The 13791-nt window shown below is 50.5% G+C and carries 10 protein-coding genes; 1 reads left to right on the top strand and 9 read right to left on the bottom strand.

Going from position 1 to position 13791, the window contains the following annotated elements:
- The 9 genes from prmA to M2108_RS19725 form a co-directional block, all read right to left on the bottom strand.
- A complete protein-coding gene (prmA, locus tag M2108_RS19765) occupies positions 1–1053 on the bottom strand; it encodes a 50S ribosomal protein L11 methyltransferase (protein WP_277471169.1) in 1053 nt (350 codons plus the stop codon).
- Positions 1054–1203: 150 nt separating this feature from the next.
- Complete coding sequence (locus tag M2108_RS19760) at positions 1204–1767, bottom strand: DNA-3-methyladenine glycosylase I (RefSeq protein WP_277471170.1); 564 nt, start codon at positions 1765–1767, stop codon at positions 1204–1206.
- A 159-nt stretch (positions 1768–1926) separates the two neighbouring features.
- A complete protein-coding gene (locus M2108_RS19755; RefSeq protein WP_277471171.1) occupies positions 1927–3582 on the bottom strand; it encodes a DUF4179 domain-containing protein in 1656 nt (551 codons plus the stop codon).
- A complete protein-coding gene (locus M2108_RS19750) occupies positions 3542–4105 on the bottom strand; it encodes an RNA polymerase sigma factor (protein WP_277471172.1) in 564 nt (187 codons plus the stop codon). The genes M2108_RS19755 and M2108_RS19750 overlap by 41 nt, the downstream gene beginning before the upstream one ends.
- 105 nt (positions 4106–4210) lie before the next feature.
- Positions 4211–6664 (bottom strand): EAL domain-containing protein, encoded by a 2454-nt coding sequence (locus M2108_RS19745; RefSeq protein WP_277471173.1) that lies wholly within the window; start codon positions 6662–6664, stop codon positions 4211–4213.
- A 220-nt stretch (positions 6665–6884) separates the two neighbouring features.
- The gene (locus tag M2108_RS19740) at positions 6885–7796 is read right to left on the bottom strand and encodes a methyl-accepting chemotaxis protein (protein ID WP_277471174.1); all 912 of its coding nucleotides are present in this window, start codon (positions 7794–7796) and stop codon (positions 6885–6887) included.
- 142 nt (positions 7797–7938) lie between these two features.
- Entirely contained in the window at positions 7939–8313 is a 375-nt protein-coding gene (locus M2108_RS19735; RefSeq protein WP_277471175.1) for a hypothetical protein, read from the bottom strand.
- Positions 8314–8419: 106 nt separating this feature from the next.
- Positions 8420–8599, bottom strand: coding sequence for a YfhD family protein (locus M2108_RS19730; RefSeq protein WP_277471176.1), 180 nt, complete (start codon positions 8597–8599; stop codon positions 8420–8422).
- A 47-nt stretch (positions 8600–8646) separates the two neighbouring features.
- Positions 8647–9006, bottom strand: coding sequence for a hypothetical protein (locus M2108_RS19725; RefSeq protein WP_090712375.1), 360 nt, complete (start codon positions 9004–9006; stop codon positions 8647–8649).
- 592 nt (positions 9007–9598) lie between these two features.
- Here M2108_RS19725 and M2108_RS19720 point away from each other — a divergent pair.
- Entirely contained in the window at positions 9599–13705 is a 4107-nt protein-coding gene (locus tag M2108_RS19720; protein WP_277471177.1) for a S8 family serine peptidase, read from the top strand.
- The last annotated feature ends 86 nt before the right edge of the window (positions 13706–13791 follow it).

Genomic DNA, 13791 nt, shown 5'->3' with positions numbered 1-13791 from the left:
CTACCTCTTTCCGGCTGTAATGGCCACCCAGTCTTCTTCACGGGTAATCTCTATAATCTCAAAACCGGAATCCTCCAGCGCCTGCGACACCAGGCTTTCCTTATCCTTATAAATACCGGAAGTAATATAGATGCCGCCCGGCTGCAGCGCACGGAACACATCATCCGTGAACAGCACAAGAATCTCCGCCAGAATATTGGCGACGATAAGCTTCACTGGCAGTGTAACGCCAAGCCCTGCCTCCGCAGACCGGTCCGCTTCTGCAGCTGCCCCGGTATAGCCGGGTCTGGCACTCGGCCACATGTCCCCTGCCGCAGTATCTGCCGCACCTTCGCCTCCGAGCAGCGAGAGCAGATCGCTCTCTTTTACCGTTACCGAGGCCTGCAGTCTGTTCAGCTCCACATTCTCCCGCGCACTTTCGACAGCGACCGGATCAAGGTCAAGCGCCAGCACAGACTTAGCACCAAGCAGAACCGCACCTACCGCCAGAATGCCGGAGCCGGTCCCTACGTCAATGACTTCTTCGCCGCCGCTGATATGCTTCTCCAGCGCACGCAGACACAGCGCCGTAGTCGGATGCGTCCCTGTTCCGAAGGCCATGCCGGGATCAATTTCGATAATTTTTTCATCCGGGCTGGCTGGTGTATATTCTTCCCAGGTCGGCTTGATCGTCAGACGGTCAGACACGCGCAGCGGCTTGAAGTATGCTTTCCAGGCATGGGCCCATTCTTCATCGTCCACCGTTTTCCAGGAGATCAGCGCTTTGCCGGGATCAATCCCGAATTCACGCAGCTCCTCAACCCGCGGAGCAACCTCGTTGATGACATCGTCCATCGATACATTTTCGGCATAGTAGCCTTTAATTACAGCCTCACCGGGAGGGATATCGTTCAGCGGTTCATCGTATAGTTCACCGTACCGGGTATCTCTTACTTTATTAAGTGTTCCCGATTCTTCGATCGAAACACCGCCTGCTCCGGCTTCATACAGCAGATTGGATATCATCTCCTGCGCCTCTTCTGTTGTATGTACCGTTAATTCATGCCATAACATGTGTGTGGCTCCTCCTAAAAGTTTTGTAAGCAGTACTTCCATATTTAGCTTCGTTCAAAACTCACTAATCCAGTTATTCAACATTTATCAGTATACCATTTCTACCACAGGTAGCGCCAAAACTACGCCCGCTATACAGATCACGGTTCATTATTTCCGGCAAAAACAGTCCATCGTATGATCATTCACCATACCGGAAGCCTGCATAAAAGCGTAACAGATCGTCGAGCCGACGAAGGTCATGCCCTTCTTTTTCAGCGCCTTGCTCATAGAATCTGACTGCGCCGTCGTCGCCGGAACCTCAGCCCGCGTCTTCCACCCGTTAATGACTGGCCCGCCGCCGGCAAAGCTCCACACATAATCCGAAAAGCTGCCTTCCTCCCGGCAAATGTCCAGATAAACCTTCGCATTTTTCACAATAGCATTAATTTTGAGGCGGTTGCGGATGATTCCCGTGTCCTGCATCAGAGCTTCTATTTTGTTATCGTCATAATGAACAATGATGTCCGGATCAAATCCGGCGAATACCTTACGGTAATGCTCCCGCTTCTTCAGTACCGTATACCAGCTAAGCCCGGCCTGCATGCCCTCCAGCATCAGCAGCTCAAACAGCTTGAGGTCATCATACAGGGGATTGCCCCATTCTTTATCATGATAGTCAATATAAAGCGGATCTTCGTTGACCCAGGCACAGCGTATTATTTCCCTATTCAAAATATTCTCTCCTTTGGCTTCTGTCCTGCAAGGATAAAGGATCGGCCTGCAAAAAGCTACTCCTGTTTCATCCGCCGCCAAAAATGCATGCAAAAACGCCCGCCCCTGCTGCCAGGGTACGGACGGCTTTACTTGTTTTATCCGAGATAACAGCAACGGCTACGGCTGCAGCTGCACGCGCGTTTCCCGTTCCGGTTCATCGGTTGTATAGTAGAACATGTATATGGAGGCTTCGGTACCTTGGAAGTCCTTATATACATCAATGGCCCGGTTGTTTCCGTCTCCGGCAAAATTACTTGTAACCGGCCTGCCTATGATCCGCTCTTTACCGAGATTAATATGGGTCTGATTGACTCCGCCGAAACGGGCATCCTCACTCTCCGTTTCGACAAAGAGGTCTTTCCCCTCCATATAGTAGGTCCACTTTACGGAATAGCCGCCGGTACTGCGGATCACCGTCTGCTTGGCAGCAGAAATGTTGGTCAGCTGAAGCGGTGTCTTATCATCCTCATGCACCGTTACTTTATAGCTGCCCACAAAGGTAACCGGCGTTTCCGGAGTAACCTCAAGCTCTGCCGGACGTTCAAAGCGCAGTGTCACGAGCTTGGGATCATCCTTAGGTGACCTGTACAGGCTGCCCTCCAGCGTCTTGCCGCCAACCTCAAGCGCATATTTATGATAAGGAATCTGCGGATACTTTGCGTTCACCCGGATTGAAACACGGATTTGTGTCGGAGTAACGATCATATTTTCAATCGTATTGACTGTATCGCCCGGCTCCAGCGGGAGATCCAGCGCGGTTTTGACTGTGCCGCTCTCCATCTGCTGTTTGCTCAGCTGCAGGTCAAAGGTCCACGGCCCGGTAATATTCTGCTCCAGTCTGGTATACTGCAGCTTGTAGGTGGTTTCGCCCGCAGGAACATCGGCTGTGTTGAAGGTTTGCTTCATTGTGTATTCACCATTGTCCCCAGGTGTCCCGAAGGTACCTCCGGACAATGAACGGATCTCCGTACCGTTCCGGTAAGCTATAATCTCCGGAAACGTCCATTCCTTGGCCTCCGGCCGGGTAAAGGTAACGGCAGAAGACAGCAGCAGCTTACCCCCGCTTTGCATAAAAGGCTGTATCTCAAGCTTCTCCATACCCTCCTGTCCGACCGGGAAGTCCTGTACGGCCTGCAAACTGCTGTCCAGCGGTATTTCCATCTGAGTTTGGTTAAAGGACTGCACAGCAGCGGCAGTCAGCGTAACGTTAGCCTCTGATTTCTGCGGGGTCCAGTCACTTTCAAAATAGCCGTTGTAGCGGCTGTTTGCTTCATCCCACTGCAGATAAGTGTACTCCCCTTCACCGCTGTTGCCTTTTTCATCCTTCAAAGAGAGCTCCTGGACGTTCCAGAACTGTCCGTCTGCCTGATCCGTTTCCAGACTGTACAGAATGACCGTGCGGTTATCATCGACAATTGCTGTACGTAACGTCAGCGTTACTCCGTCCCTTGTGATAGTCTGGCCAAGCTGCTGGCCCAGATTCTGGTCAAGTGCAGCCTGAACCCCTTCTTTGCCGTGCAGCAGATTTCCCCAGTCATACTGGATTGCAGCATATACAGGGGCAGCGGCGAGCAGTACGCTAAGAGAGGCTGCAAACGTAACTTTACGCCATTTTCCCCCTCTGTACATGCCAGCCCTCTCTGCTGTACTAATTCCAGCAGGTGCAGTGTGGCCTGCCTGCTCCATCCGGCTCCACATTCCCTCGAAATCCGGATAATTTACAGCATCTTCTTTATTTAATTGCCGCTCCAGCATAAGTTCCAGTTTCTTCATGGCCTATATCCCTCCGCTCCTCATCTTTTATTCCGGCTTCGGCCAGAATTTCCTTCATCATCTTAATGCCCTTGTGCTGTCTCGATTTGGCGGTCCCTACAGGTATGGATAAGGCTTCCGAAATTTCAGCCAGGCTGAAATCATGCATGTACCTCAGGGTCAGCACTGCCCTGATCTTGGCAGGAAGTCTGGACATATAGCGCGCCCATTCCTGCGCCGTCTCCTTCTGTTCAACCAGCCGTTCTACCGGCTCCTCACTTACGCCCCCGCCCCACAAATGCAAATTCTGCACAAGCTTCTGCCGCAAGCTGCTTGAGCGTTTTAGATGGTTAAGGCTGGTATTGACAGCAATTTTCATGATCCAGGCCCGCGTATGCTCAACATTCTGCCACTGGCTGCGGAAGACGGTAATAAACACTTCCTGGCACAGATCCTCAGCATCTGCAGCATCCTGCACCATATAGTAACAGGTGCGGTACACTGCTTTGCTGTAGGCTTCAAATAATTCACGGTTGCTTTGCAATCCGGCTCCTCCCTTCTTTAACAGGTCTGTCTTATAAACAATCCGTCCGCGGAAAAGGTTCATTTCTCAAAATAAAAAAACGCGGCCTTTGCGGACCGCGCTTTTTCAGATTATTTTGCCGACAGGCTCTGCAGGCCGCAGATATTTCCGTTCCAGCTCCTCAGCAGCCAACGGCTTGCTGTAATAATACCCTTGAATATCCCGGCAGCCGCTCTCCACCAGGATGTCCAGCTGCTCCTTCGTTTCGATGCCTTCGGCAATCACCTGCATGCCGAGATGCTCTGCCATGGTCAGGATGGTCGCCACAATGGCCCGGTCATGGCTGCTGCCGGTAATGCCGCTGATGAACGAACGGTCGATCTTCACCTTGTGTATTGGATACAGCTTCAGATAACCCAGCGAGCTGTAGCCGGTCCCGAAGTCATCCAGGCTGATCCGGACCCCGCTTTTCACCAGATCATTCAGAATAGCGCTGGCTCTGGAAGCATCCATCATCATGCTCTCGGTAATCTCCAGCTCAAGGTATTCGGGCGCCAGCCCCGTTTCCCGGAGAATATCCCGGATATCCTCCAGCAGATTATACTGAAGAAACTGCTGTGAGGATAAATTGACGGCAACCGGAATGCGCGGACCGCCAGCATCATGCCACTGCCGCATCTGCCGGCAGGCTTCGCGCAGCACAAAATTGCCAAGCTCAACGATCCGTCCGGTCACTTCTGCCGCGGGAATGAACAGGCCTGGACCGAGCAGGCCTTTTACCGGATGATTCCAGCGCACCAGCGCCTCTACCCCGATAATCCGCTCATTGTCTGCTGCCCGGATCTGCGGCTGAAAATGTACCGTGAACTCACCGCGCGCCAGCCCTTTGCGCAGATCCGACTCCAGCTCCAGCTGCTCCATAATCTGGCCGTTCAGATCGTCCGAGAAAAACTGGTAATCGTTTCTGCCGTTTTTCTTCACCTCATACATGGCCGTTCCGGCATTTCTGAGCAGCTCTTCCGGAGTCTGGCCGTGGGCCGGATAAAAAGAAATACCGATGCTGGCCGTAACGTAGAGATCCCGCTCCTTGAGGTGGAACGGCTGCTTGATTGCTGCAATCATCTGTTCCACAATATCCGTCACATTCATTTTTTCCCTTGAGAACCGGCAGAGCAGTGCGAATTCATCGCCCTCCAGCCGTGCCAGCGCCATCTGCTCCTTCACCAAGCTGTCTATAATCCTGTTGCTCATCTCCTGCAGAAAGAGATCGCCGTACAAATGTCCGAGTGTATCATTAATTAGCTTGAACCGGTCAAAATTCATAACAAGTACGGCAAAAGGCTCCCGGGTTTCATGATGTGCTTCAATGGTCTGGGAGAGCAGCTGACTGAACATCCGGCGGTTCGGAAGTCCGGTCAGCTCATCGTGAAAGGCCAGGTAGCGGGTCTGCTCCTTGGCCTGCTTCTCCTCCGTAATATCCCGGGCCATGACATAAATGCCGGCCACCAGGCCATCGACCATAACCGGAGCGATACTGATGCCGATATCCAGCTTCTGCCCGTTTCTGTGCATGATTGCCGTTTCATAGCTGACCTGCTCTCCGGCAAGGGACCTGATGAACATTTCCCGGATCAGCTCCTGATCCTCCGCTGCAATCATACCCAGGAGGGAGTCCAGAGTCTGCTCTTTGAACTCCTTGCTGCTGATGCCGCTAATCGTTGTGGCTGCAGGATTGGAGCCGATAATACGTAAATTAAGATCAATGGATATGATGGCATCCTGATTATTTTCATAGAGCGATCTGTACCATTTTTCACTGATTAGAAGCTCGGTGTCTTTTCTGGAAAAACGGCTCGAAATATAAACTCCGGTAACAGACAGGCCCAGCGTGAACAGCGTCCCCCCGGCAATGACATAGGCCAGCCATTTCTGATCCAGTACCACCCCGGTATTTAACCAGGAACGGCTCTCAGGCTCAAAGCTTGCCGCAAGCATTCCGGTATAATGCATCCCTACAATAGCGACGCCCATGACAAGTCCGCTAATCAGCTTCTTTCCCGAGCCCACTGCCGTGCGGTTCATGAGCAGCTGGGAAGACAGTCCCAGCGCAACAACGGATGCAGCCAGGGCAACAACAAACGACAGGACGACATAGTCTGCTCTATACGAAATTCCAATCTGCATCGCGGACATGCCTATGTAATGCATACCGAAAATACCAAAGGCAAGCAGCAGACCGCTCACCAGAAGCGGAACAATTCCACGCCTGAAGTGGCTAATAACAATCAGGGCAACCAGCGAAGCAATGACCGCGACTGTCATAGACAGCAGTACAACCATCAGGTTATAAGCGACCGGTACAGGCAGTTTCAAGGCCAGCATGCCGACAAAATGCATAGACCATACGCCCATCCCCATGATGACGGCCCCGAACACAAGCCACATCACCCGCCGCCTTCCCTTGGATATCCCCAGTATGCCCGCCAGCTCCAAAACCGTATAGGAAGCTGCAACAGCTATCAAATACGAAAAAAATACGAGCAGCTTGTCATGACTGCCATGCATATGCATGTGCTCCATGACCTCATCCCCCTTTAAACCATTCCAAACATGACTGGCAAAATTCTAAATTTTATATAATTTAATATTATATCGGCTAATTCAGCCGAAAATCTAATAACATCCCTGCATTTTAGCAATAAGTAAAAACGACTGCACCTTCCGCAAACAGAAATATTCGATAAAAAAACAGTATGGCCTCCCTGCTTCAAGGAGCACCATACTGCCATGTTGGATAAAATCAGATAATATTCATAACCGCCCTCGCCTGGATATCCAGCTCACTGGCCGAGACCGCAATGCCTGTAAACTCCTCAAGGGCTACTTCAATCTGCTTCTGGCTCTCTTTGACGCTTGCCTGAACATACTCCAGACCAGTCGACATGCTGCCGATTTCCTCCGTAATCGCCTTGACACTGTTCCGCACCTCGCCAATGGATTCCTGCACCATACCCGATAGCTTCCGGACCTCCTTGGCCACCACATCGAACCCCCGCCCGAACTCCCCGGCATGCGCTGCTTCAATTGCAGCATTAAGCGCCAGCAAATGTGTCTGCGAAGCAATATCACGGATAGTTTGTACTACCCCTTGAATATCCACAGCCTTGTTTTGCAGATTCTTTATGAGAAGGGTGTTCTCCTTCGATACCCTGGCAATATTATTGATGCTGAGCAGCATTTCCCGGCTTCGTTCAATCCCCTGCTCGGCCCGCCGGTTCAGGCTGTCAGCCATTCTCTGCATCTGCTCCACCACATGGTTTACATCGGTCTGCCGGTGCGTAATATTGGTCGCAATCTTGCTTACGCCGATCACATGGTGGCCTGTTTCGTCAAAAATAGGCATATAGGTTGCTTCGAGCCACACAGTGTTGCCCTCTGAATCCATTCGTTCAATCTTATCCTGAAAGCTGGTTCCGGAAAGCAGATTCTGCCAGAAGATTTCATAGTCCGGACTGTTCACAAACTCAGGAAAGCATAACTCCCGGTGATGCATTCCGTACATATCCTCTGATTTATATTTCATTGAACCGGCAAACACTTCATTGACATAGGCCACTCTGCGGTCAAGATCAAAGCGGATCAGGGCAAGATTCTTTTCCATAGCTTTGACTACCAGCGCCTCTGTGACTGCTGGAACTGATCCATTCTCCATAATACTATCTCCCTGTGCGGCTCAATTGAGATTGTGCGGCTTTCAAATATTCATAAGGTATATATTCAATATTAACGGCAGAAAAGCTACTATGGATTATAACGATTTAAAAGATTTGATTCTATTATTCTGCTTTTCACGCTCACTTCTTGGCCCCGTAGTCACCGAACCTGAGGCCCCACACCGAATCCTTCCGGTGCCCTGCTGCCTCCTTGAGAGCGGGAAGACGCGGATCATGCGGGTAATACTGCTCCAGATACAGGACGAATACCCCGCGCAACCCGATTTCAGCGTCCAGCTTGTTAAATTCATTCGGATGCTTATCCATCTCTTCCAGTGCGGTTTCCCATCTCTTCAGATCGGCAGGAGAAGCGCGTCCGTCACGGACGGCTTCCGCAAGCCCTCGCAGTTCACGGTATGCCTGTTTCACTTTGGACGAATAAATCTGCTTCTGATTCAAAAAAGTAAGCAAAGCGACCAGCAGCACCAGTCCGCCCCACATAATAAACGTATTCATCAACATCCTCCTTGCCATTGTCCATTTCCCTATTATACACGCCGGCACGCAAAAAACCCCACTTTCAGTGGGGCAAATGTCCTTAATTTTCAGTACTATTGGACGGCTATTTCTTTTTCATGATCGCATTCAGCTGGCGCTTGTCAGCTTCCTGCGCGCGGTCCAGCGCTTCCAGATCATTCTGGTCGGCTTCTGCAGCCGCAAATTGCACATCCTCCAGTTTAGCTTCGTAGAGCATCTTTTGCTTTTCCGTTTTGGAGAAAATGTCTGAGTTCTCTCTATCCATAACAGCTACCACCTTTCAGGTTCCTTGTAAAAAACAAGTACACACGTTCAGATCATACCGCCGGCTTCCTCAATGATGGATAAGGCCTGCTGGTAAGATTCCGGCTGTACAATTACGGTCAGCAGAATGTTTCTGCCGGTAGGCCCTCCGTCACCACCATGGCTCATCCCGCTTGAGCTGGTATGCGCAGCGGACAAAATACCTGAATGCGCGCTCACAGCGGTCATGGAATCCATACGGGCCAGACTGCCGGTCACCGGATTCACAGCATTTTGCAGGCCGCCTCCGCTGAACCGGGTGAAGCGGTCGATAGACAGCTCGGTTACGCGCAGAGCCTGAAGCTTCCGGGAGACGCCTTCAGCTTCTTCGGGAGATTTAAAATAGGCGAGGATGCTTTTTTCTGACAAGGATAATCCCTGCTTTCTGCCTGATATGCCAACCACAAACTGACCTTTTTATTTTGTATTGATGCTGCATGGTTTATACGCAGTTTTTATGTTTAATCTTAATCAGCAGGAAATAATTCCCTGGCACGGGTCTGTCCACTTTTTCCCACTCCCTCTCTCGGGATAATATCTATATTTAGTTAACAATTCCATTAGATAGCATGGAAATATATATTATTTGATTACATAAAAGCAGCATTTTTAATACTTTCGACTCATAAATACAGGATTTATTTAATTTCACGTGTAACATTACCTTACTCAAGCAATATTCATAATAACTTCCTCTCACAAAATAGTACTTTATAACCATTTTATTCTTATTCTAAAGCATATTTATGTTATCTTTCACTTCATTCACGGTAACCCCTGAAAAACAACATTACTTTTAACTGGATTTTACATTTTACCAATGGTAGAATCTTCTTAATATTTTTCCTACTAGCCGGGACGGAAATAAAAAGAGATTACTAGAAAGGAGAATCGGACTACTGTCTATAGCAGGAAAAATTCAGCTGTATCAGTACACATACTCATCTGGAGGGGATTACATTTGGAGTGGAATAAACTACCTCGCAAGCTGTCTGTTATCACCCTGTCACTTGGAGTGACAGCAGGCATGATTCCTGGAGCGGCTTTTGCCGCCGGCAGCCCGCAGACGCTATCATCGACTAAATCATCAACCACAATTAATCAGACATCCAATCAGACGTATATTTCACCACAGATTGACACCAAATCATCAAACAATGTCCGCGTTATCGTGCAGTTGAGCGGCCAGCCCGCAGCAGTAGGCAAATACGCAGCCAAGCAAGGAATCTCCGCGCTCTCCAAGACTGCTACGGAAGCTGCCGTCAAGAGCCAGCAGTCCGAGGTACTTGATAAAGCCGATGATCTCGGCATTGATCTGACCGTCAACTACCAGTATGACACGGTACTGAACGGCTTTGAAGTGTCCGTCCCGGCCAATGAAATTCCGAAGCTGGCCAAAATCTCCGGCGTTACCTCCATCTATCCGAACAGCACCTGGTACGCCCTTCCCGATGTAACTGTAACGGAGGCTACTTACAGAAATGATAATGCTCCGCTGGAACAGATTCATGCGGATTGGGCCGCGGAACAAGGTATTACAGGCGAAGGTCTGAAGGTCGGCGTTATCGATACCGGTGTGGACTACCTGCATCCTGACATTGCCCCGGCCTATAAGGGCGGTTATGACTCCTTTTATCAGGATGAAGATCCTTATGAAGAAGAGCCTTTGACCAAGGAAGAAGATCCTTACAAGACAGGCTATGCCGGGACCTCCCACGGAACGCATGTTTCAGGTACGATTATCGGACAATATGCCGCAAAAGGTGATGTTGCCCAAAAAGGCGTAGCACCAGGTGCAGAGCTGTATGCATACAAGGTTCTGGGACGCAATCTTGATGATCCGAGCACCTCTTCCGGTTCATCCGCCCAGGTTATCGACGGGATTGAGCATGCCGTTAAGGACGGCATGGATGTCATCAACCTGTCGCTCGGCTCTGATTCCGAAAAAGACGTGAATTCCCCTGACTCCATCGCCATCAATAACGCCGTGCTCTCAGGAGTTGTAGCGGTTATTGCCAACGGTAATAACGGGGAAGCAGGCTATTTCTCCCTTGGCTCTCCTGCGGCTGCGCAGCTGGCCATTTCGGTAGGTGCTGTAACCAGCCCGATCAAAGCCTTCTCGGGTAATTTTAAAGCAGAAATCGCTGATTCTGTAACTACTGTTACTTATTCCGAGTACTTCGATTCTCATGTAATGGCATACAAGCTCGGACAGTTTAACTTCACAGATATTATCGGCACCGATCCGGTTGAAGTCGTATACGCCGACCTTGGTGCAGAAGAAGACTACCCGGACCGCGACATCAGCGGCTCCATTGTCCTGCTGTCCCGCGGGGATCTGGCATTTGTCGATAAAATCGCCATCGCCAAAGAACACGGGGCCAGAGCTGTCGTGATCTTTAACGGAAATGCCGCTAACTCCCAGGCTATTCTTACGGAGAGCATTAGCGGACGCGACGGGTTCATTGGCAGCAATCTCGGCGACGGGTATGACTACATTCCAACCTTCGACATTGAAGGCTCCAAGGGACGTGCACTGGCCAGAGCCATTCTTGCGAACGATGGTAAGCCAGTCTACTTCACCTTCGGAGATGAGTACAAGCAGACGATGACTGCAGGTGATGAAATAACTTACTTCTCCTCCATGGGTCCTAACGTGGACGGAAACCTCAGCATCAAGCCTGATATTGTCGCTCCTGGTGACGGTGTATTGTCCACCTATCCGGCATATGGCGGAGATTATACCGAAGCATACCACCGCAGCAGCGGTACCAGTATGGCTACTCCGCACGTGGCGGGCTTGTCACTCCTGATCAAACAGGCACATCCGGAATACACCCCGTTTGATATCCGTGCTGCTCTAGCCAATACTGCAGATCAGCTCCTTTATAAGGGTGAGCCTGAGGATCTGTATATTCAAGGCCCAGGCCGGGCAAATGTAGAGAATGCCATTAAGACACCGGCGCTGTTACAGGCGCTTGAGCCCATTACTATTCTTGACAAAAATTTTGCGGCACAAAACGTAATTAACTACAATCCATCCACCAGCTTCGGAACACTTCTGCCTGGCGCAGTTGCTTCCAAAGAGCTGCAGCTTAAAAACGTAAGCAACAGCGCGGTTACTTATTCTGCCTCTGTAGTCTGGAACTACGGTGATCTTGAGAATGTAACTGCAACGCTGGATAAGACAACAGTAACAGCCTCTGCTTATGGTACTTCCAACTTCAATCTGAACGTTAATGTGTCTGCAAAAACCGAACCGCAGATGCTGCAAGGTAATGTCGTTCTTGAAGCACCGGGACAGCCTACCCTGCATTTGCCGTTCGCAATTAACGTCGATGAATCCGTGGATCAGCCTGACTGGGGCACTGGTATCCAGGAAGCAAAGATTACAACACCGATTATGTACAACAACTCAGGAGCTGTCCTCAACTACAAGCTGAAAGCAGATGACATCAATTATTATGAAGTAGATCTCGTAGGCCTGGACGATAAAACCAAGGGTTATTTCCAGGTTGCCGCTACAGATTCTCCGGATAAATATTTTGAGCCGGGAGATTACTCTACAGTTATCAGCGCCACTTATCATCCATATGACAGTGAAGGGGATCCGATTCTTGATGCAAACGGCAATCCCGCTGTTGCCTATCTGACAGACGGGGTTTATAAGCTTCAAGTGCTGGGTATCAATGCTGAAGATAATTCCAAACTGCCTATCAAGATCAATCAATACGAAGATGAATTCTATACTACCTATACCTCATTCCGCTTCATTAATCAGCCGGCACCAAGCACAGGTACTGACGGCGGTTCAAATGGCGGCGGCGGTGCAGTAACACCAGTAACTCCGGCAGCGCCTGCTGCTGCAGCATCACTGATTGAGGAAGGAACGACCCAGGCCACCCTGACTCCGGTTACTGTGTCCAAGGATAAAGTGACTACTGTTACTGTAACCGACGACAACCTGAAGACTGCTCTGGCTAACGCTGCAGCTGCCAAGACCGCTGTCGTAATAGCGCTGCCTGCAACAACCGACACAGCAGTTGAACTGAACCTGACAGCAGCCCAGGTAACCCAGCTGGCAGGCATTCATGCCGACAGCAGTGTTGTAGTTACAGTCAATGGTTCTGCCGTCGCTCTGCCTGTATCCTTGCTGAAATCTGCACCTGCAGGACAGAACTTCAAGCTTGACATCAAGCAGGCTCCGGAAGCTGCCAGCAAGCTGACAGCCAGCGTAGCCGGTTCTACAGTAATTGGAACTCCAATTACCTTTGAAGCTTCCTGGACCAGTGCAACAGGCAGCACTTACCTGAACACACCGACGAATCTTTTCATTAAGAGATCCTTTACTGTACCTGGTACAATTCAGCCGAATACTGCCGGTGTTCTCTTCGAGGATGATGGCGTAGTTACTCCGGTTGCATCTGTATTCAAACCACAGACAGACGGAACAACGATTGTTACTGTAAGCCGCCCTGGCTTCTCGACTTACGCCGCAGTAAGCAAGCCGGCCGCAGCATTTACAGACATCGCCGCTTCTTCGGCGGCTGAAGCAATCAAAGCCTTGGCCAACAAGCTGATTATCCAAGGTACTTCGGCTACGACCTTCTCGCCGAAGAGCAGCCTGACCCGTGCGGAATTCACTGCGCTCCTGACCCGCGCACTCGGGCTTCGTACTGATGCCAGTGTTACCTTCACTGATGTCAGCTCCACTGCCTGGTATGCCCAGGATGTGGCCGCTGCTTCCAAGGCAGGTCTGATTCTGGGTATCGGCAACGGCAAATTTGCCCCAACCCAGAATGTAACCCGCCAGGAGCTGGCAGTGATTCTGGACAGAGCGCTCAAATTAACCGGAACTGAACTGAAGAGCGCTAATCCTTCCTTTACAACGTACACGGACAGCGCAAAAGTGGCTCCTTACGCGAAGGATAGCCTGCAAACCCTGTCCGCAGCCGGCATCATCGGCAGCGATACAGGTTCCAGCTTCAATCCGGTTGCTCCGGCAACCCGTGAAGCAGCCGCTGCTGCTCTATACCAGCTGCTGAACAAAATCGGTTTGATCGAGTAGTCTTTAGTTAACACACCTGCTGTCAACTTCAGCAGGCAGAAAGGCAAAAAGGATCGTGCACCGGCTACAAGGCCCTGCACGATCCT

Origin of the sequence: Paenibacillus sp. PastM-3, from assembly GCF_029893965.1 — a bacterium.
GTDB lineage: Bacteria > Bacillota > Bacilli > Paenibacillales > Paenibacillaceae > Paenibacillus_AQ.
This window is presented reverse-complemented; position numbering and strand designations above follow the sequence as displayed.